General features: G+C 65.1%; 19 protein-coding genes. 11 read left to right on the top strand and 8 right to left on the bottom strand.

The genetic code is table 11. The features are described from left to right. Positions 1 to 38: 38 nt before the first annotated feature. Genes F474_RS11610 through pilG form a run of 6 tightly spaced genes read right to left on the bottom strand, consistent with a single transcriptional unit; the run spans position 39 to position 8,136 of the window. Positions 39 to 503, bottom strand: coding sequence for a chemotaxis protein CheW (locus tag F474_RS11610; RefSeq protein WP_097084548.1), 465 nt, complete (start codon positions 501 to 503; stop codon positions 39 to 41). Next, a complete protein-coding gene (locus F474_RS11605; RefSeq protein ID WP_097084547.1) occupies positions 496 to 4,725 on the bottom strand; it encodes a response regulator in 4,230 nt (1,409 codons plus the stop codon). The genes F474_RS11610 and F474_RS11605 overlap by 8 nt, the downstream gene beginning before the upstream one ends. After that, positions 4,722 to 6,761, bottom strand: coding sequence for a methyl-accepting chemotaxis protein (locus tag F474_RS11600; protein ID WP_097084546.1), 2,040 nt, complete (start codon positions 6,759 to 6,761; stop codon positions 4,722 to 4,724). The genes F474_RS11605 and F474_RS11600 overlap by 4 nt, the downstream gene beginning before the upstream one ends. A gap of 21 nt (positions 6,762 to 6,782) precedes the next feature. Beyond that, positions 6,783 to 7,322 (bottom strand): chemotaxis protein CheW, encoded by a 540-nt coding sequence (locus tag F474_RS11595; RefSeq protein WP_097084545.1) that lies wholly within the window; start codon positions 7,320 to 7,322, stop codon positions 6,783 to 6,785. A gap of 9 nt (positions 7,323 to 7,331) precedes the next feature. Next, on the bottom strand, positions 7,332 to 7,697 hold the full coding sequence (gene pilH / locus F474_RS11590; RefSeq protein ID WP_097084544.1) for a twitching motility response regulator PilH: 366 nt from the start codon (positions 7,695 to 7,697) through the stop codon (positions 7,332 to 7,334). 31 nt (positions 7,698 to 7,728) lie between these two features. Then, positions 7,729 to 8,136 carry a twitching motility response regulator PilG gene (pilG, locus tag F474_RS11585; protein WP_097084543.1) on the bottom strand — a complete coding sequence of 136 codons (408 nt, stop codon included), beginning with the start codon at positions 8,134 to 8,136 and terminating at the stop codon, positions 7,729 to 7,731. A gap of 175 nt (positions 8,137 to 8,311) precedes the next feature. On the opposite strand from pilG, the gene gshB reads away from it, so the two are divergent. From gshB to F474_RS11550, 7 genes are all read left to right on the top strand, one after another. Then, positions 8,312 to 9,262: a glutathione synthase gene (gshB, locus tag F474_RS11580; RefSeq protein ID WP_097084542.1), complete on the top strand. Its 951-nt coding sequence runs from the start codon at positions 8,312 to 8,314 to the stop codon at positions 9,260 to 9,262. A 98-nt stretch (positions 9,263 to 9,360) separates the two neighbouring features. After that, a complete protein-coding gene (locus F474_RS11575) occupies positions 9,361 to 10,263 on the top strand; it encodes an energy transducer TonB (protein ID WP_097084541.1) in 903 nt (300 codons plus the stop codon). 64 nt (positions 10,264 to 10,327) lie between these two features. Continuing rightward, entirely contained in the window at positions 10,328 to 10,897 is a 570-nt protein-coding gene (locus F474_RS11570; RefSeq protein WP_097084780.1) for a YqgE/AlgH family protein, read from the top strand. Next, positions 10,897 to 11,325, top strand: coding sequence for a Holliday junction resolvase RuvX (gene ruvX / locus F474_RS11565; RefSeq protein WP_097084540.1), 429 nt, complete (start codon positions 10,897 to 10,899; stop codon positions 11,323 to 11,325). Before F474_RS11570 ends, ruvX begins: the two co-directional genes overlap by 1 nt. 30 nt (positions 11,326 to 11,355) lie before the next feature. Further along, positions 11,356 to 11,871: a bifunctional pyr operon transcriptional regulator/uracil phosphoribosyltransferase PyrR gene (pyrR, locus tag F474_RS11560; protein WP_097084539.1), complete on the top strand. Its 516-nt coding sequence runs from the start codon at positions 11,356 to 11,358 to the stop codon at positions 11,869 to 11,871. A 10-nt stretch (positions 11,872 to 11,881) separates the two neighbouring features. Further along, positions 11,882 to 12,886, top strand: coding sequence for an aspartate carbamoyltransferase catalytic subunit (locus F474_RS11555; protein WP_097084538.1), 1,005 nt, complete (start codon positions 11,882 to 11,884; stop codon positions 12,884 to 12,886). Next, complete coding sequence (locus tag F474_RS11550) at positions 12,883 to 14,145, top strand: dihydroorotase (RefSeq protein WP_097084537.1); 1,263 nt, start codon at positions 12,883 to 12,885, stop codon at positions 14,143 to 14,145. The genes F474_RS11555 and F474_RS11550 overlap by 4 nt, the downstream gene beginning before the upstream one ends. Positions 14,146 to 14,191: 46 nt before the next feature. On the opposite strand, the gene F474_RS11545 is transcribed toward F474_RS11550, so the two are convergent. Further along, positions 14,192 to 14,605, bottom strand: a complete 414-nt coding sequence (locus F474_RS11545) for a TM2 domain-containing protein (RefSeq protein ID WP_097084536.1) — start codon at positions 14,603 to 14,605, stop codon at positions 14,192 to 14,194. A gap of 248 nt (positions 14,606 to 14,853) precedes the next feature. Between F474_RS11545 and F474_RS11540 the strand changes: the two genes are divergently transcribed. Continuing rightward, positions 14,854 to 15,576 (top strand): C40 family peptidase, encoded by a 723-nt coding sequence (locus tag F474_RS11540; protein WP_097084535.1) that lies wholly within the window; start codon positions 14,854 to 14,856, stop codon positions 15,574 to 15,576. Positions 15,577 to 15,636: 60 nt separating this feature from the next. Here the strand turns inward: F474_RS11540 and F474_RS11535 are convergent, their stop codons facing one another. Continuing rightward, on the bottom strand, positions 15,637 to 16,671 hold the full coding sequence (locus tag F474_RS11535) for a type IV pilus twitching motility protein PilT (RefSeq protein ID WP_097084534.1): 1,035 nt from the start codon (positions 16,669 to 16,671) through the stop codon (positions 15,637 to 15,639). A gap of 64 nt (positions 16,672 to 16,735) precedes the next feature. Here F474_RS11535 and F474_RS11530 point away from each other — a divergent pair, with 64 nt between their 5' ends. From F474_RS11530 to F474_RS11520, 3 genes are read left to right on the top strand one after another with little or no spacing between them, the layout of a single operon-like run. Further along, entirely contained in the window at positions 16,736 to 17,425 is a 690-nt protein-coding gene (locus tag F474_RS11530; protein WP_097084779.1) for a YggS family pyridoxal phosphate-dependent enzyme, read from the top strand. Positions 17,426 to 17,456: 31 nt separating this feature from the next. After that, a complete protein-coding gene (gene proC / locus F474_RS11525; protein WP_097084533.1) occupies positions 17,457 to 18,275 on the top strand; it encodes a pyrroline-5-carboxylate reductase in 819 nt (272 codons plus the stop codon). 10 nt (positions 18,276 to 18,285) lie between these two features. Beyond that, the gene (locus tag F474_RS11520; RefSeq protein WP_097084532.1) at positions 18,286 to 18,876 is read left to right on the top strand and encodes a YggT family protein; all 591 of its coding nucleotides are present in this window, start codon (positions 18,286 to 18,288) and stop codon (positions 18,874 to 18,876) included. Position 18,877: the final 1 nt, after the last annotated feature.

Raw genomic sequence — 18,877 nt, 5'->3', positions numbered from 1 at the left:
TCGAGCCGCCATGCTAACAAGCTTTGCCTGCGCGCGTATTACAGCCCTGGCCAGGCCTGCTGAACCAGACGCTCCAGCCCATCCAGATCAGGCACCCGCGCCACGCTCTCGCCCAGCTGAACGGCTGCCAGCTCGAAGCGGTCCAGCGGCACGTCCACGTAGCTCAATTGGCTGTCGACCTTGAACGAGCGTGGGATGCCCTGCACCAACATGGCGTAGAACGCCAAGGGCCCACCGCTCAAGGCGTTGAGCACCACGATATGATTGCGTTCGCCACGCTTGGGCTCGGTGCCGCAGGCCGCCTCGAAGCTGAGCAAAGGCAGCTCGCGATGGCGCCAGGCGATGTGCCCCAAGTGCCAGGATGGCGCGCCCGCAACCGGCACGCCAGGGCGGTCGTCGATCAGCTCGGCCACCGCCACATTGGGCAGCACCAGCTGACGATCGGTCAGCGGCAGCAGCAGGGCGGTCAGGCTGTGGCGCCGCTCGAAAGCACGTTCAGGCATGGCGAGGGCTCCATTTTTCGATGCAGGCCAACAGTTGCGGCTCTTGAAAAGGCTTGCCCAAGTATTCGTTCACGCCGATGGCCATCGCCCGGTCGCGGTGTTTTTCGCCGGTGCGCGAGGTGATCATGATGATCGGCAGGTGCTTCAGGCGGCTGTCGCGGCGTACCCAGGTGGCAACCTCATAGCCGTCCATGCGGGGCATTTCGATATCCAGCAGCAGAATGTCCGGGCGCTGCTCTTCCATGTGCTCCACGGCCTCGACGCCATCCCGGGCGGTGCTCACGTGCATGCCATGGCGCTCGAGCAGACGGCTGGTCACCTTGCGCACGGTGACCGAATCATCGACCACCAGCACCCGCCGCGGCCGGGCCGGCGCCGGTTCGGCCCGTGCTTCGGCGGGCCGGGCCGGGCCATGGCGCAACTGCTGAGCGCGGATCAGGCCCAGCAGGTCGAGGATCAGAACCACCCTGCCGTCACCGAGAATCGTTGCACCGTTCAAGCCGGGCACCGCCACGAACTGAGGCCCCAGGCTCTTGACCACGATATCGCGCGAGCCGGTGATGGCATCCACCTGCACGGCTACCTGGTGCTCGTGGGCCCGCACCAGCAGCACCGGCAGTGCATGCTCCTGGCTGAGCAAGGTCGGCCGCTCCTGCCCGGTGAGCAATTGGCCCAGGTAGCGCAGGTCGTGATTGATCCCGCCGTACCGATACACCGGCGGGGTATGCCGGTAATGCGCATCCAGCTCGGATGGCCCAACCCGCACAATACCCTCGACACTGTTGAGCGGCACCGCGTAAAGCTCGTCGTTGCATTGCACCAGCAACGCGCGGTTGACCGAGACCGACAGCGGCAGGCGGATCTGAAAGCGCGCCCCCACTCCGCGCCGCGAATCGATGGTCATGCTGCCGCCCAGCTGCTTGACCTCCTCATGGACCACGTCCATGCCCAGCCCACGCCCCGAAATCTGGGTGATCTTCTCGGCCGTCGAGAAGCCCGGCTGCAGGATGAATTGCATGACGTCGTGGTCGCTCATATCGCTGCCCGCCGCCAGCAGCCCACGCATCGCTGCCTTGTGGCGCACCGCGTCCAGCGGCACGCCTGCCCCGTCGTCAGCGAGCTCGATGACCACTTCGCCGCCTTCGTGGGAGACGCTCAGGCTGATCAGGCCCGACTCCGGCTTGCCTGCCGCGCGGCGCACCGCTGCAGGCTCCAGGCCATGGTCGACGGCATTGCGCAGCATATGCTCGAGCGGCGCGACCATGCGTTCGAGCACGGTGCGGTCCATTTCCGCCTCGGCATGGCCGGCCTCGAAGATCACCTCTTTGCCCAGCTCTTCGGCGACCTGCCGCACCACGCGCTGCAAGCGCGGCAGCACCCGCTCGAACGGCACCATGCGCGTGCGCATAAGGCCTTCTTGCAACTGGCTGCTGACCCGTGACTGGTGCGCCAGCAACGCCTGCGCCTCATGGTTGCGCTCGTCGAGCGTATCCTTGAGGTCGAGCAGGTCGGAGACTGCTTCGAAGAGGCCGCGAGTCAGCTGCTGCAGTTGGGAATGGCGGTCCATCTCCAGCGGGTCGAACTCGGCGTAGGCCGTACTTTCCTGGGAATGATCGCGCTGCCCTGCCTGGGTCTCGCTGTCCAGGCGCAGCAGGTGGTCGCGCATGCGCTGCAGGGTCATGTCCATTTCGTAGAGCGCCGAGCGGCTGTCGTTGACCTGCTGCTCCACACGCCCACGGGCGATCGCCGCTTCGCCGGCCAGGTCGCCAAGCTCCTCAAGCACCAGTGCCGTGACCTTGACCATGTCTACCGGCCCGCGCTCCATGACCGCCGGGGCGGGCTCCAGCCGGGGTGATTGGGCGCCGCCCCGGGGCGCATGGGCCAGGCCGAAGCCATTCATGCGCGCTATCAGGGCAGGGTCGGCCTGTACCGGCTGGCCAGAGCGCAAGGCGTCCAGCATCAGGCCCACGCGGTCGTGGCCCTTTTGCAGCAACTTGAACAACCCAGCGCTGGGCAGCAACGTGCCGGCGGCCAGGCGTTGGTAAAGCGTTTCCAATTCATGGGCCAGGTCGCCGATCGGGGCAACCTCCACCATGCGCGCACCGCCCTTGAGGGTATGCAGGTCCCGCAGCAGGTTTTCCACCTCCAGCGTATTGCCAGGCTCGGCCTCCCAGCGCAGCAGGGCCTCGCCAGCGCTTTCGACGATGTCGAAGCCCTCGTCGAGGAAGACCTGCAGCAGTTCCTGGTCGGTGCGGCCTTCGTCAGGGTCGGGGGCTTCCGGCTCGAGGGCCGGGAGCACCTGCGCCTGGCCCTCTGCCACCCGGCCCAGGGCATCGGGCGGGAGGGCCTGGTCCAGCAGCCCACGCAATTCACGCAGCATCAACGGGGCGGGCTCCACCGCCTGGCCTGCGGCGAGCTGGTCGAACTGGTCGATCAGCGCCTCATGGCCGCGGCCAAGGCACTCGAAGAAGGCCTCGTTGACGGGCAGGCTGCCCTCCTCCACCGCACCATAGACGTCCAGCAGCGCCTCGCACAATTGATCGACCGCCGGCAGCCCTGCCTCATGGGCACCTTGCGCCAGCTCGGTCAGTTCGTCGAGCAAGGTGCCCAGTTGCTGCCGGCTGCGCGGCTGGCCAGCCCAGGCGCGCAGGGTCGCCTCACTGTCGAGCACCTGGTCCATGTGCGCACGCATGAAGGCCTGCGCGGCCGAGGGCGGTGTGGCGTTGCTACCGCCGAGCAAGGCACTGGCGCGATCAACGACCGCCTGTGCCTGCTCGGCGGGCTCGCCTGCCAGCAGATGTTCGATCTGCACCGCGCCCTGTTCGAACAGGGCGCGGGCCTCGGGCAAATCCGGCGCTGCGTGCTGGGCAACGCGATCGAGCGCTGCCGCCACTTCGCTGAGTGTGCTGGCCCCGGCCATCGAGGCACTGCCTTTGAGCGTGTGCAGCGCCGCGTGCAAAGCATGCCCAGGCACCGCTTCGGGAGAGGCCAGCCAACGCTGGAGCACGGCCAGGTAGCCTTGCGCCTCGTCACGGAAAATCGCCTGCAACGAAGCCGACGCAGGCACCGGCTCCGGCGCGGTGGCAGGGGCTGCAGGCGCGGTGCTGATGCCCTGGCGCAACGCTTCCAGCGCGCGCTCGGCGCGGGTGAGGCTAGGCTGGTGCGGGCCTTCGGGGTCCAGCAGCAGGCGTTCGAGGTGATATTCCAAGGCGCAGATCACTTCCGCCAGCGCCTCGGCCATTACTCGGCGAGGTGCCTGCGCCAGCCAGCGCGCCACCGCTTCCAGCGGCGCGGCCACCGCAGCCAGAGGAATCATCGCCAGAGCCCCTGCCAGAGGGTGCAACAGCTCGGCCAGCGCCTGGCACTCCGCCGGTGGCCAGCCTGCCGCCCAGGCGCCCTCGGCACCGGCGCGGAAACGCTCAAGGCCTGCCAAGGTCTCGCGAATCACCAGGCGGTGGATTTCATCGATGTCGGTGCTGGGGCCGGAGTCTTCGACCGAGGCAGGCTCTGGCCCGACCATGCCGCTCAAGGTGGCCTCGATGTACAACAAGGCGCTGGCCACATCCAGCAACGAAGCCTCATCCGGCGCTCTCTGGCCCTGCACGAAAGCCTGCAGCACATTGAGTTGGTCGAGGATCAGCCGCCGGGGCTGCTCGAAACCCAGCACTGCCAGCGTATCGGCCACCTGCCGTAGCGCCGGCAGGCGTTTGCCCAGCGCCTGTGCCCCTTGCTCCGGCGCCTTGAGCCAGGCATCCAGGCTTTCATGGTGGCGCACCAGCTCGGCACACAGCGCTTGCACCACGGCCCGCAGCGCATCGCGGCTGCCTGCTTCGAGCTTGCCGGCCAACTCAGGCGGCAGCACCGGGGTGGCGGCCGCCGCGCCACTGCGCAAGCCACGCGCTTCGGTCAGCAATGCCAGCGTCAGTTCAGGCAGGTCACGCCGGGCCCGGTGCACCCGTTCCAGCCAGTCGGGCAGTTGATCCATCACACGCAGCAACAGGCTTTGCACCGCCGGCTGCTGGTCGTCCAGAGGCCCCAATGCTTCGAGCAGCGCACCGGCACTCTCCAGTTCCAGCAACCGCATCGCGCCTCGCGCCTGCTCCAACCATTGCCGGGCCGGGGCCGGGTCGGCGGCCAGCAGCGCCTGCCGCGCAGGGGCCAGGCCGTCAATCAGAGCCCGGCGTACCCATTCCAGGCCGACGAAATCCACCGCGGCGTTCATGGCGCCCGGCCCGGCGGCGGGGCGGGCAACCGGAAGCCAGACACCGAACGGCGCATCTCACTGGCCATACGCGCCAGGTTGGCCATGCTGTCGGCGGTGGCGATCGAGTCGGAGGAGGTCTGAGTGGTGATTTCCTGAATGATGGCCATGGTGTGGGAAATCTGCCCGGCCGAGGACGTCTGCTGCTGGGCCGCATTGGAAATGCGCTGGATCAGGGCTGCCAGATCTTCCGAGACCCCTTCGATTTCTTCCAGCGCCACACCGGCATCTTCAGCCAGGCGAGCACCGCGAACCACCTCGTAGGTGGTCTGTTCCATGGACATCACGGCCTCGTTGGTGTCGGCCTGAATCGCCCGCACGAGCAGCTCGATCTGGCGCAACGCCGAGGACGAGCGCTCGGCCAGGCGCTGTACCTCGTCTGCAACCACCGCAAAGCCCCGGCCCGCCTCGCCGGCCATCGACGCCTGGATCGCGGCATTGAGCGCCAGGATGTTGGTCTGATCGGCGATTTCGTCGATCAGGCTGACGATATCGCCGATTTCCTGGGAGGACTCACCCAGGCGCTTGATTCGCCGGGAGGTCTCCTGAATCTGTTCGCGCACCGTTTCCATGCCGCGAATGGTGTTGTGCACCAAACGGCTGCCGTTGTTGGCGATATCCACCGAGCGCTCGGCCACCTTCGCCGATTGGTAGGCGTTGTTCGATACGTGGTCGATCGACTGCGCCATGTCGCTGATTGCCCGCGAGGCCTCGCTGATCTGCTGGGCCTGATGCTCGGATGCCTTGACCAGATGGCTGGCATTGCCTTCGGTGTGCTGCACAGCATAAGCGACGTCTTCAGCGGCGCGGTTGATGGTGGTGACCAGCTCGCGCAACTGGTCGATGGCATTGTTGATCGAATCGGCGATGGTGCCCGTGAAGGCTTCGGTGACCGAGGCGGTCACGGTAAGGTCGCCGGCGGCCAGGTCTTCGATTTCATCGAGCAGGCGCATGATCGCAGCCTGATTGCGCTCGTTCTTCTCGGCGGTTTCGCGCAGCCGCCGGTTGGTTTCTCGCACCATCACCAGGCCGATCAGGATGATCGAAGCCAGTGCCAGCACGCCCAGCACGTAACCCCCGACCGTATCGACCGAGCGGCCGCCGGCCAGGTGCTCGAAGCCCGTGGCCAGCCGCGAAGCATCGTCGAGCAGGCCCTGGGAGAGGTTGAAGATGCCCGCGCTGGCCTCGCGCACGCGCAACAGCTCCGGCGATGTCTCGAGGATTTCATCCACGGAACCGGAAACGAACGTGAACAGTTCGGAGATTTCCTTGAGCAGGGCCCGGGCCTCGGGGTCCTGCACCTGGCTGATTCGCTGGCCAGAGTTGCCGTCGAGCATGCCGGCCAGCACCACGCCGAAGCGATTGGCATCGCGGCCGAAGGCTTCCGCCGCCTGGCTGGCGTTCTCGTCGCCGGCAAGTACGGTATTCACAGAGCCAAGAATACGCTCGGCCAGCAGCGACTGACGCTGCGCCATGGCCACCTGGTTGGCCGGGGCGCCGCGGCGCAGCAGGATGTCGACGACTTTCTCCGACTGCAGCTGCAACTGCGGCACGGTCTGGCTAAGGGTGGCGGCCACCTGGTGCAGCGACAGTACCGTCTGCTCGCTGCGCAGAATGGTGTCGGTGTTCTTGCGCAAGTGATCCCAGCCAGCCTGCACGGCCTGGATCTCTTCACTCACCTCATGGGGCGCAGGTGGCAAGCCGGTATGGCGATCGCCCTCTACCAGGTAGCGCCAGCGACGCTCGAATTCGTTGCGCGCCTCGTTCAGTTGGCGGAACGCCTCGGCCTTTCCGGCAGCAGCCTCGGTGGCATTCTTGGCGATACGCTGGGACACCACCCGTAGCTCACCGGCGTGGCTGATGTACTGCTTGTCGTAGTTGGCGCGGGTGTTGAGGTAGGCGAAATTGGCGAACAACAACATGATGAAGATGATCAGCGCCACGAACAGACCGGCAATCTGCGCTGCACTGCGTGAACCTTGCACAGCCCGCTTCATCGAGCCTCCTGCGCGGGGCGATTACAACGCCACATTCATGAACTCCGCCACGTGCGTGAGCGCCAGGGGGCTGAATACCGCCCAATTGCGCTCGCGCTGGAAATGCCCCTGCACGTAAGGCGCCATCGAAGGTGGCAGCCCCGGTGGGGAAGAAGGGTCAAGGCGCTGCATCGCAAAGTGTTGCAGGCCGGGGACTTCGTCGACCATCAGGCCGGTGAACAATTCCTCGTGATCGATCACCAGGATGCGCCGCTGCTTCTTCAGCGGGCTCAGGCCCTGGCCGAAGAACCCGCACAGGTCCATCACCGGCAGTAGACGGCCGCGCAGGTTCGCCATACCCATCACCCAGTGCCGCACACCCGGCACCTGGGTCAGGCGCGGCTCGGGCAGTACCTCGACCACTTCGGCCATGGGCGCGACGAACCAGTGCCCTGCCAGGCGAAAGCCGATGCCGCTCCAGTTCTGCAGGCGCGCCTGCTGCGACGGCAGCGCCGCGGCCTGGGCGCGGCATCGCCGGTCGATCTCCAGCAGCAGCTCGAAAGCAGTACGCCCGGGAATCATGCTCGATACTTAACCGGCCAGCACCGCGGCGAGGGTCCGCAGCAGGTCGTCTTCTTCGAGCGGCTTGGTGATGTATTCCCGCGCACCCTGGCGCGTCCCCCAGACCTTGTCGGTTTCCTGATCCTTGGCGGTGATGATGATCACCGGGATCGCGCTGGTTGCCGGGTCCTTGGCCAACTGGCGGGTGGCCTGGAAGCCATTGAGGCCCGGCATGACGATATCCATGAGCACCGCATCGGGCTTTTCCTGGCGCGCCAAGGCCACACCGTCGGCGCCGTTGTCGGCCTTCAGCACCTGATGGCCGTGCTTTTCGAGGATATCGGTGAGTTTGTGCAGCTCGGTCGCCGAGTCGTCGACAATCAGAATTCGGGCCATGTTCTTTCCCTCAATGGCGGCCTTGCCGCTGTTATGGCTGCCCCTGCGCAACGCCGAAACCGGGCACGTGTGCCCGGATCGCACCCAGCAGGGTTTCCTTGCTGAAAGGTTTGGTCAGGAACTGGTCGGCCTCTACCACTCGCCCACGGGCGCGGTCGAACAGCCCATCACGGGATGACAGCATCACCACGGCAGTGCCGCGGAACTGGCTGTTGTGTTTGATCAAGGCGCAGGTCTGATAGCCGTCCAGGCGCGGCATCATCACATCGATGAAGATGATGCTGGGTCGGTAGTCGGCGATCTTTGCCAGCGCATCGAAGCCATCCACGGCAGTGATGACCTGGCAACCGGCTTCCTGCAGTAGCGCTTCGGCCGTGCGGCGGATGGTCTTCGAATCATCGACGACCAGGACCTTGAGGCCATTGGAATGCTGCTCCATGATTGCTCTATCAGGCTGTGGATGCTGCCGAGGTGTCGTCTATGAGGGCTTTTTAGCACACTCCGGGAACGCGTTCCACGGCCTGCGCCTTGACCCGCGCCGCCGCTGGCATCACCCTGACGACCATTTCCATCGCCACGGGCCGCCCCGGCCCCGCCCTATCGAGGATTTTTCAATGAGCGTACGCCTCGGGATTGTCATGGACCCCATCGCACGCATCTCCTATAAAAAGGACAGCTCCCTGGCCATGCTGCTGGCCGCCCAGGCCCGCGGCTGGGAACTGGTGTACATGGAGCAGCCCGACCTTTACCAGACCCTGGGCGAGCCTCGCGCCCGCGCACGGTCGCTGAAAGTGTTCGCCGACCCCGCCCACTGGTACGAGCTGGGCGAGGAGCAAGACATTGCGCTTACCGAGCTCGACGCCGTACTGATGCGTAAAGACCCGCCGTTCGACATCGAGTACATCTACAGCACCTACCTGCTGGAGGCGGCCGAACGCGCAGGCGTGCTCATCGTCAACAAGCCCCAGAGCCTGCGCGACTGCAACGAAAAGCTCTTTGCCACTCAGTTCCCGCAATGCAACCCACCCACCTTGGTGAGCCGGCGCCAGGACATCCTGCGCGCCTTTGCCCAGGAGCACGGCGATGTGATCCTCAAACCGCTGGATGAAATGGGCGGTGCATCGATCTTCCGCCACCGCGCCGGTGACCCCAACCTGTCGGTGATCCTGGAGACCCTCACCCACCACGGTGCCCACCAGATCATGGCCCAGGCCTACGTGCCGGAGATCGTCAATGGCGATAAGCGCATCCTGATGATCGATGGCGAGCCCGTAGACTACTGCCTGGCACGCATCCCGGCCCAAGGTGAAACCCGCGGCAACCTCGCCGCAGGCGGGCGAGGCGAGGCGAGGCCGCTAACCGAGCGCGATCGCTGGATCGCCGCACAGGTGGGCCCGTCGTTGCGCGAGAAGGGCCTGCTGTTCGTGGGCCTGGACGTGATCGGTGATTACCTCACCGAGGTCAACGTCACCAGCCCCACCTGCATCCGTGAGATCGACGCGGCCTTCGACACCGACATCGGTGGCAAGCTGATGGACGCCATCGCCCGCAAGCTGGGGCGTTGAGGCCAGGCAGCGCCTTTGGTCACCCCTCAGGCGCCGCTTTGGCGGCCCATCTGTTATGATGCCGGCCGTTCGTTTCGCCCACGCACCGCAGGCGCTTGATGACCCGCTTCACCCATATTCCCGCCCAGTTGCTGCGCATTGCCCAACGCCCGTCCGACCGCCTGGGCCTGGCCCTGGTGATCGCCGCGCTGCTGCACCTGGCGCTGCTGCTGGGCTTGAGTTTCAGCCCCACGCCGCCCCCGGAGATCACTCGCACGCTCGAAGTGACCCTGGCCACCTTCCAAAGCGACAAAGCCCCGAAGCAGGCCGACTTCCTCGCCCAGAACAACCAGCAAGGCAGCGGTACGCTGGAGAAGAAAGCCATCCCGCGCACTACGCAGGTTGCGCCGTTCGAAGACACCGAAATCAACCAGGTGACCCCTCCCCCGGCCCAGCGCGTGCCGCCGGTCGACGCGCCGCAAAAGCAGAAAGCGGTCGGCACCGTGGCGCCCGCGCGGCGCAAGACCGAAGCCGACCCCGATCGCAGCAAGCCACAGGACAAAGCGCAAAGCGCCACGCCTGATTTCGACAGCCCGCAGATGTCCAGCCAGATCGCCAGCCTGGAGGCCGAGCTTGCCCGCGAACAGCAGGCCTATGCCAAGCGCCCACGCATCTACCGGCTCACGGCTGCGTCCACGATTCGTGACAAGGGCGCCTGGTACAAAGAAGACTGGCGCAAGAAAATCGAGCGGGTCGGCAACCTGAACTACCCCGACCAGGCGCGTCGCGAGCGCATCTATGGCAGCCTGCGCATGCTGGTATCGCTCAACCGCGATGGCTCGCTTTACGAAGTGCAGATTCTCGAATCTTCCGGCAAGCCGGTACTGGACGAGGCGGCCATGCGCATCGTGCGCCTGGCGGCGCCGTTCTCGCCGTTCACCGGCGACCTTTCCGATATCGACCGGCTGGAGATCATCCGCACCTGGCGTTTCGAAAAGGGCGACCGGCTGTCGAGCAACTGATGGCAACACACCTGTGGGCATTGCCAGCTTGTATGTCGGCCGGCCCAGCGCCACACTTAGCCTCATGAAAAATTTCCAACCCACCTACCTCAAGCACCAGTTCCTGATCGCCATGCCGCACATGGCCGACCCGAACTTCGCCCACACCTTGACCTACATCGTCGAGCACAGCGCCAGTGGTGCCATGGGGCTGATCATCAACCGCCCGCAAGAGCTGAGCCTGGCCGACATCCTCGAGCAACTGCAACCAGACGTCGAGCCGCCATTGAGCGCCCAGATGGTGCCGATCTATGCGGGTGGGCCGGTGCAGACCGACCGGGGCTTCGTGCTCCACAGTAGCGGGCCGAGCTATCAGGCCACGGTGGAACTGGGCGGCATCTCGCTGTCCACCTCGCAAGACGCGCTCTTTGCCATCGCCGATGGCCTGGGGCCCCAGCACAGCCTCATCACATTGGGCTATGCCGGCTGGGAAAGCGGCCAGCTTGAGGCCGAGCTCACCGATAACGCCTGGCTGACCTGCCCGTTCGATGCCGAAATCCTCTTCGAGACCGAGCCAGAGCTGCGCCTGAACGCTGCCGCGCGGCGCCTGGGCGTAGACCTGAGCCTGCTGACCAGCCAGGCGGGCCACGCCTGATGCCTGCACCGCGCCTGTTATTGGGCTTCGACTACGGCAGCAAACAGATCGGCGTCGCCGTGGGCCAGGCCATCACCGGCCAGGCCCGCGAGCTGTGCACGCTCAAGGCCCAGAACGGCGTGCCCGACTGGGCAAGGGTCGAGGCCTTGATCAAAGAATGGCAACCCGATGCGCTGGTGGTGGGCCTGCCGCTCAACATGGACGGCACCCCCAGCGAAATGAGCGAGCGTGCCGAGAAATTCGCGCGCAAGCTTCATGGCCGCTTCAACCTGCCGGTGCACACCCACGACGAGCGCCTGACCACGTTCGAGGCCAAGGGCGAACGCCTGGCCCGCGGCGGGCAAAAGGGCAGCTACCGTGACAACCCGGTCGACGCCATCGCTGCGCGCCTGTTGCTCGAAGGCTGGCTGGAGGCCCACCCCGGCTGACCGCTTCATTTCCCACTTCACGAGGACGCCATGACCCTACCCGATCCCGCCGCGCTGATCCGCCAGATGGCTCAGGACCTGCCCGCGCATCTCGCCCGCAAGGGCATCGAGCAGCCGCGCTTCATCGGCATTCATACTGGCGGGGTCTGGGTGGCGCAGGCCCTGCTGGCAGCCATGGGTAGCGACGCCGAGCTGGGCACGCTTGATGTGGCCTTCTACCGCGACGATTTCAGCCAGAGCGGGCTGCACCCCCAGGTGCGGCCCTCGGCGCTGCCGTTCGAGATCGAAGGGCAGCATCTGGTGCTGATCGATGATGTGCTCATGAGCGGGCGCACCGTGCGTGCCGCGCTGAACGAGCTGTTCGATTATGGCCGCCCGGCCAGCGTCACGCTGGTGTGCCTGCTCGACCTCGACGGCGCCCAGTTACCGATTCGCCCCAACGTAGTCGGCGCGACCCTGTCGCTGCAAGCCCATGAACGGGTAAAATTGCTCGGCCCTTCGCCGCTCGCCCTCGAGCGCCAGGCCCTCACTGCCTCCAGCCTTTAAGAGTCCCGCGATGACGCCAATCGACGCCAAGCGCCCGCTGCAGCTCAACGACCAGGGCCAGCTGCGCCACTTTCTCTCGCTCGACGGTTTACCCCGCGACCTACTCACTGAAATCCTCGACACCGCCGACTCCTTCCTTGAGGTCGGTGCGCGCGCGGTGAAAAAAGTGCCGCTGCTGCGGGGCAAGACCGTGTGCAACGTCTTCTTCGAGAACTCCACACGTACCCGAACCACCTTCGAGTTGGCGGCGCAGCGGCTGTCGGCCGATGTGATCAGCCTGAACGTGTCCACTTCCTCCACCAGCAAGGGCGAGACGCTGTTCGACACCCTGCGCAACCTGGAGGCGATGGCCGCCGACATGTTCGTGGTGCGCCATGCCGACTCTGGCGCCGCGCACTTCATCGCCGAGCACGTCTGCCCGCAGGTGGCGGTGATCAACGGTGGCGATGGGCGCCATGCGCACCCAACCCAGGGCATGCTCGACATGCTGACGATCCGCAGGCACAAAGGCGCCTTCGAAAACCTCTCGGTGGCCATCGTCGGTGACATTCTGCATTCGCGCGTGGCGCGTTCGAACATGCTGGCGCTCAAAGCCCTGGGTTGCCCCGATATCCGGGTAATCGGCCCCCGCACGCTGCTGCCGGTCGGTGTGGAGCAATACGGCGTGAAGGTCTACACGGACCTGGCGCAAGGTTTGAAGGATGTGGACGTAGTGATCATGCTACGCCTGCAACGCGAGCGGATGGCCGGTGGCCTGCTGCCCAGCGAAGGTGAGTTCTACCGCCTGTTCGGCCTTACCACCCAGCGCCTGGCGCTGGCCAAGCCCGATGCCATCGTCATGCACCCGGGCCCGATCAACCGCGGCGTGGAGATCGAGTCGGCCGTGGCCGATGGGGCCCACTCCGTGATACTCAACCAGGTTACCTACGGCATCGCCGTGCGCATGGCCGTACTGTCAATGGCAATGAGCGGCCAAGCCGCACAGCGGCAGTTCGAACAGGAGAACGCCCAGTGAACCTCAGCATTCTGGGCGCACGCCTGATCAGCCAAGCCGATAACCTGGACACCGTCGCCGACCTGCACCTCGAAGGCGGCAAGCTGCTGGCCATCGGCGGCGCACCGGCCGGTTTCACCGCCCACCAGCGACTCGACGCCCAGGGCCTGGTCGCCGCCCCTGGCCTGGTGGACCTATCCGTGGCCCTGCGCGAGCCGGGCCATACCCGCAAGGGCTCGATCGCAAGTGAAACCCGCGCCGCCGCTGCCGGCGGCGTCACCAGCCTGTGCTGCCCGCCGCAAACCCGGCCAGTGCTCGACACCAGCGCTGTGGCCGAGCTGATCCTCGACCGCGCCGCCGCTGCCGGGTACTGCAAGGTGTACCCCATCGGCGCGCTGAGCAAGGGCCTGGACGGCGAGCAGCTGGCCGAACTGGTCGGCCTGCGCGACGTCGGCTGCGTGGCGTTCGGCAACGGCCTGAGGACCTTCCCCAACAACCGTACGCTGCTGCGCGCGCTGGAGTACGCCGCCACCTTCGACCTTACCGTGGTGTTTCACTCCCAGGACCCTGACCTGGCCGCCGGCGGCCTGGCCCACGAAGGCCCGACTGCGAGTTTTCTAGGCCTGCCGGGTATCCCGGAAACCGCAGAGACCGTCGCGCTGGCCCGCAACCTGTTGCTGGTAGAGCAGAGTGGTGTGCGCGCCCACTTCACCCAGGTCACCAGTGCCCGTGGCGTGGAGCTGATCGCGCAGGCGCAGGCGCGTGGCCTGCCGGTCACCGCAGACGTGGCGATGTATCAGTTGATCCTCACCGACGAAGCGCTCACAGGCTTCTCCAGCCTGTATCACGTGCAGCCCCCACTGCGTACCCTGGCCGACCGCCAGGCACTGCGCGAGGGCGTGAAAGCGGGCGTGATCGGCGCTATCGCCAGCCACCACCAGCCCCATGAGCGTGACGCCAAGAACGCCCCGTTCGGGCAGACAGAGCCTGGCATCAGCAGTGTCGAGCTGTTGCTGCCACTGGCGATGACATTGGTTCAGGATGGCCTGCTCGACCTCCCCACCCTGCTCGACCGGTTGAGCTTCGGCCCTGCGAAGGCGTTGGGTTTACCGGCAGGGCGCCTGGCGGTGGGCGGCGCCGCAGACCTGGTGCTGTTCGACCCCGACGCCTCGACCATTGCCGGCCAGGGTTGGTTGTCGAAGGGCGAGAATTGCCCCTTCATGGGCCACTGCCTGCCAGGGGCCGTGCGCCATACCTTGGTGGACGGGCGAGTTATCTGACAGGTAGCGCGGGGCAGCGGCCAGCGCAACGCTGTGCCGCGCCTGCTCAGTTGCCTGCGTTCTCCACTGAGATCTGGTCATTGAGCGTCCAGAAGTCATAGAGCACGCCCAGGAAAAACAGCCCGCCGGTCAGCAGGTAAACCAACCCCGACAGCCACTTGCCCTGATAGAACCGGTGCACACCGAAGATCCCGAGAAACGTCAGCAGAAGCCAGGCGGCGTTATAGTCGATGCGCCCCGACCGAAAGCGCGAGTCGGCCTGAGCGTCCATCGAGGGAATCAGAAACAGGTCGATCAGCCAACCAATGCCCAGCAGCCCCAGGGTGAAGAACCAGATCGTGCCGGTGACGGGCTTGCCATAGTAGAAGCGGTGAGCACCGGTAAAGCCGAATATCCATAGCAGGTACCCGAGTACCTTGCTGTGGGTGTCATGATGAAGCGCGTTTTGATAGCCATTCATAGGGGTACCATCGGTCGCTGATAATTAAATTTTCTATTCAGGTATGTGACTTTTTGTAGCCGCCCCGACAAGTGGTCATCAGGCGGACACACAACGGTAATCCCCGGAAACAGAGGCCTCAAGCGGATCTTTTCGACAGGATTTGCCGGCGCAGGTTCGAAAGTGGTCAAAACTTGATCGACCGGCGGGGGGAAAACGGCAAAAAAAGCTGTTATAAGATTGCGCGTCCATTCACTGAGCCTCGCCTAATGCGTCCATTCATCAAGACTTGGCTGACCCTTTGCCTTTTATTGCCACTGGCCGCCCACGCCACCACTCGTGAGCAAAGACTTCCCAGCGGGTTCTCGGGCCACACCGCTCGCACCGAAACCACGCAAGCCAGCAATACCGAAAATACCCCTGTGCGCCAGCATGCCCCGGTGCCTGTGCAAGCAGTCACCAAGGCTGAAACGCGCAAGCGCGGCAGCCGTGTTGCCGACAACAGCAAACGGGGCAAGGGCAGCAAAACCATTCCTGCCATAGCCAAGGCACCGACCAAGCAGGGTAGCCAAGTGATCGCTCGTGCAGTGGACGCACTGGGCACGCCCTACCGTTGGGGCGGTAATACCCCAGGCAAAGGCCTGGACTGCAGCGGCCTGGTCAAGTACGCCTTCAATGATGTCAAATCGGTGAACCTGCCGCGCACTTCCCGCGACATGGCTTCCGGCCACGGCGTCGAGGTCGCGCGCAAAGACCTCAAGCCCGGCGACCTGATTTTCTTCAAGACCCGCGGCCGCCAGGTCAACCACGTAGCCATCTACATGGGCGACAACCAGTTCATCCACGCACCCAGCCGTGGCAAGGCGGTCACCATCGACAGCCTCAACAAGCCGTACTGGAATGAGCATTTTGCCGTCGCCAAGCGCGTGCTCAAGCCTGCGCCGCAGGCGCAGATGCGCCTGGCAAGCAACGACAGCCGCCACCCGCGCTGATCGCTGCAATGCAAAAGGCCCGCTTAGGCGGGCCTTTTTCGTTTTCTAGGCTAGGGCGGGTCAGAAGTTCTCCGGGATCTTGGCCTTCTCGCGCGCGCTTTCGCGGCTGATCACCCCGCGGGCCAGCAGCTCTTTGAGGCACATGTCCAGCGTCTGCATGCCGATCTGCCCGCCGGTCTGGATCGCCGAATACATCTGAGCGACCTTGTCTTCGCGGATCAGGTTACGAATCGCCGGGGTACCGATCATGATTTCATGGGCCGCCACCCGGCCGCCCCCGATCTTGCGCAGCAACGTTTGCGAAATCACAGCCTGCAGCGACTCCGACAGCATCGAGCGGACCATGGACTTCTCTTCGGCTGGAAATACGTCTACCACCCGGTCGATGGTCTTGGCGGCGGAGGTGGTATGCAGGGTGCCGAACACCAGGTGCCCGGTTTCCGCGGCGGTGAGCGCCAGCCGGATGGTTTCCAGGTCACGCATCTCGCCAACCAGAATCACGTCGGGGTCTTCCCGAAGTGCCGAGCGCAACGCGGGGGCGAACCCCAAGGTGTCGCGGTGCACCTCGCGCTGGTTGACCAGGCATTTCTTGGATTCGTGCACGAACTCGATCGGGTCTTCGATGGTAAGGATGTGATGGTGCTTGTTGCTGTTGAGGTAGTCGATGATGGCGGCGAGGGTAGTTGACTTGCCCGAGCCGGTCGGGCCGGTCACCAGCACGAGGCCCCGGGGCACCTCGGCAATACGCCGAAACACATCCCCCATGTTCAAGTCTTCCATGCTCAGCACTTTCGAGGGGATGGTGCGGAACACCGCGCCGGCCCCGCGGTTCTGATTGAACGCATTAACCCGAAACCGTGCCACGCCAGGCACTTCGAAGGAGAAGTCGGTCTCCATGAACTCTTCGAAATCCTGGCGCTGCTTGTCGTTCATGATGTCGTAGATCAGTTCCTGGACCTGCTTGTCCTCCAACGCAGGCAGGTTGATCCGGCGCACATCGCCGTCAACACGAATCATTGGCGGCAGGCCCGACGACAGGTGCAGGTCGGAAGCGCCTTGCTTGGCGCTGAAGGCCAACAGTTCGGTAATGTCCATGAGACTCCCCAAATACGGACAAGCAGGTAGAATGCCGCAGACCCAAGAGCCGCTGGCGCAAGTTATGTCCACGATAGCAGACAACGTTTCATCGGTAAGCGCCCGCATTCAGGCCGCCGCCGTGGCAGCTGGCCGCGATGCCGGGGAAGTCGGCCTGCTGGCGGTGAGCAAGACCAAGCCTGCGCAGGCGATCCGCGAGGTGCACGCCGCCGGTATTGCCGACATCGGCGAGAACTACCTGCAAGAGGCCTTGGCCAAGCAGGCAGAGCTGACCGACCTGCCCTTGATCTGGCATTTCATCGGCCCCATTCAGTCGAACAAGACCAAAGCCATCGCCGAGCATTTCGATTGGGTGCATTCCGTGGACCGCCTCAAGATCGCGCAACGCCTGAGCGAGCAGCGGCCGGCTACGCTGGCCCCGTTGAATATCTGCCTGCAAGTGAACATCAGCGGCGAGGCCAGCAAGGCCGGGTGCACGCCCGAAGACCTGCCCGCCCTCGCCGCAGCTGTTGCAGCGCTGCCCAACCTGCGCCTACGCGGGCTGATGGCCATTCCCGAACCCACCGAGGCCCGCACCGAGCAGGACGCGGCCTTTGCCAAGGTGCAGGCGTTGCTGCAGCAGCTTGGCCTGAGCCTCGACACCCTTTCCATGGGCATGAGCCACGACCTGGAAGCCGCCGTGGCACACGGTGCAACCTGGGTTCGCATCGGCACCGCCCTGTTCGGCGCGCGCGACTATGGCCCCCGGCCGTGATGCCACGCCTTCCCAGCAAAAGGACTCTTCCATGACCTCTCCCCGCATCGCCTTCATCGGCGCCGGCAACATGGCGGCCAGCCTGATCGGCGGAATGCTCGCCCAAGGCGTGCCCACCTCGCACATCTGCGCCAGCGCACCCAGCCAGCAGACCCGCGAGCGCCTGGCTGGCGAGCACGGCATCGCTGTGCATGCCGATAACGCAGACGCGGCCAACGGCGCCGATGTGATCGTGCTGTCGGTCAAGCCGCAGATGATGAAAGGTGTATGCCAGGCATTGCAGCCCGCGCTCAAGCCCGGCCAACTGATTGTTTCGGTAGCGGCAGGCATCACCTGCCAGAGCCTGGCCAGCTGGCTGGGCGACCGCCCCATCGTCCGCTGCATGCCCAACACGCCTTCGCTGCTTGGCGAAGGCGCCAGCGGCCTGTATGCCAACAGCTCGGTGAGCCAGGCGCAACGCGAGCAGGCCGAGCAACTGCTGGGCGCGGTGGGCCTGGCCGTTTGGGTCGAAGCCGAATCCCAAATGGACGCCGTCACTGCTGTCTCCGGCAGCGGCCCAGCTTATTTTTTCCTGCTGATCGAGGCGATGACGGCCGCCGGTGAACAATTGGGCCTGCCCCACGCCACTGCCGCACGCCTGGCTGAGCAGACCGCCCTAGGCGCGGCGCGCATGGCCGCGACCGGCGAGGCTGACGCCGCCGAGCTGCGGCGCCGCGTCACCTCGCCCGCTGGCACCACCGAAGCGGCAATCAAGACATTCCAGGCCGAAGGTTTCGAGGCTCTGGTGAACAAGGCACTGGGCGCCGCTGCGGCGCGCTCGGTGGAACTGGCTGAACAGTTGGGCAAGTGAGGATTTGCATATGACGGCTTTGAACGGCGCTGCCGTGTTCGTGATCCAGGTATTCGGCGGCCTCTACCTGCTGCTGGTGCTGCTGCGTTTCATCCTGCAACTGGTACGGGCAGATTTCTACAACCCGCTGAGCCAGGTAGCCGTTCGGGCCACCCAGCCGCTGCTGCGGCCGCTGCGCAAAATCATTCCCAGCATCGGCGGGCTCGACACTGCCTCGCTGCTGCTGGCGATCGTGGTGCAATTGGTGGTGATGGCGCTGACCTTGCTCCTGACCTACGGCATTACCGGTACGCCGGTTCAAATGCTGATCTGGGCGATCATCGGCGTGACCGCGCTGTTTCTGAAGGTCTTCTTCTTCGCCATGATTCTGATGGTGATCGTCAGCTGGGTCGCGCCCAACAGCCACAACCCGGCGGCAGAGCTGGCCAATCAGATCTGCGAGCCGCTGCTGGCGCCGATCCGCCGCATCATGCCGACCATGGGTGGCCTGGACCTTTCGCCACTGGTTGCCTTCGTGCTGATCCAGCTGCTGAGCACCTACCTGATCGGTGCGCTGGCCGAAGCCACGCTGATGCCCGCCGTCATCTCCCGGCTGATCTGAA

Source organism: Pseudomonas sp. URIL14HWK12:I12 (genome assembly GCF_003097135.1).
Classification (GTDB): Bacteria; Pseudomonadota; Gammaproteobacteria; order Pseudomonadales; family Pseudomonadaceae; genus Aquipseudomonas.
The sequence above is the reverse complement of the archived record's forward strand: the minus strand, read 5'-3'. Positions and strand labels throughout refer to the sequence as shown.

Excerpts from the sequence above, each read along its gene's own strand:
- F474_RS11545 (WP_097084536.1), bottom strand. The coding sequence starts at position 14,605 with ATGAATGGCTATCAAAACGCGCTTCATCATGACACCCACAGCAAGGTA.
- pyrR (WP_097084539.1), top strand. The coding sequence starts at position 11,356 with ATGACCCTACCCGATCCCGCCGCGCTGATCCGCCAGATGGCTCAGGAC.
- F474_RS11570 (WP_097084780.1), top strand. The coding sequence starts at position 10,328 with ATGAAAAATTTCCAACCCACCTACCTCAAGCACCAGTTCCTGATCGCC.
- F474_RS11555 (WP_097084538.1), top strand. The coding sequence starts at position 11,882 with ATGACGCCAATCGACGCCAAGCGCCCGCTGCAGCTCAACGACCAGGGC.
- F474_RS11610 (WP_097084548.1), bottom strand. The coding sequence starts at position 503 with ATGCCTGAACGTGCTTTCGAGCGGCGCCACAGCCTGACCGCCCTGCTG.
- ruvX (WP_097084540.1), top strand. The coding sequence starts at position 10,897 with ATGCCTGCACCGCGCCTGTTATTGGGCTTCGACTACGGCAGCAAACAG.
- pilH (WP_097084544.1), bottom strand. The coding sequence starts at position 7,697 with ATGGCCCGAATTCTGATTGTCGACGACTCGGCGACCGAGCTGCACAAA.
- proC (WP_097084533.1), top strand. The coding sequence starts at position 17,457 with ATGACCTCTCCCCGCATCGCCTTCATCGGCGCCGGCAACATGGCGGCC.
- F474_RS11535 (WP_097084534.1), bottom strand. The coding sequence starts at position 16,671 with ATGGACATTACCGAACTGTTGGCCTTCAGCGCCAAGCAAGGCGCTTCC.
- F474_RS11530 (WP_097084779.1), top strand. The coding sequence starts at position 16,736 with ATGTCCACGATAGCAGACAACGTTTCATCGGTAAGCGCCCGCATTCAG.
- F474_RS11595 (WP_097084545.1), bottom strand. The coding sequence starts at position 7,322 with ATGATTCCCGGGCGTACTGCTTTCGAGCTGCTGCTGGAGATCGACCGG.
- F474_RS11600 (WP_097084546.1), bottom strand. The coding sequence starts at position 6,761 with ATGAAGCGGGCTGTGCAAGGTTCACGCAGTGCAGCGCAGATTGCCGGT.
- F474_RS11605 (WP_097084547.1), bottom strand. The coding sequence starts at position 4,725 with ATGAACGCCGCGGTGGATTTCGTCGGCCTGGAATGGGTACGCCGGGCT.
- F474_RS11520 (WP_097084532.1), top strand. The coding sequence starts at position 18,286 with ATGACGGCTTTGAACGGCGCTGCCGTGTTCGTGATCCAGGTATTCGGC.
- gshB (WP_097084542.1), top strand. The coding sequence starts at position 8,312 with ATGAGCGTACGCCTCGGGATTGTCATGGACCCCATCGCACGCATCTCC.
- F474_RS11575 (WP_097084541.1), top strand. The coding sequence starts at position 9,361 with ATGACCCGCTTCACCCATATTCCCGCCCAGTTGCTGCGCATTGCCCAA.
- pilG (WP_097084543.1), bottom strand. The coding sequence starts at position 8,136 with ATGGAGCAGCATTCCAATGGCCTCAAGGTCCTGGTCGTCGATGATTCG.
- F474_RS11540 (WP_097084535.1), top strand. The coding sequence starts at position 14,854 with ATGCGTCCATTCATCAAGACTTGGCTGACCCTTTGCCTTTTATTGCCA.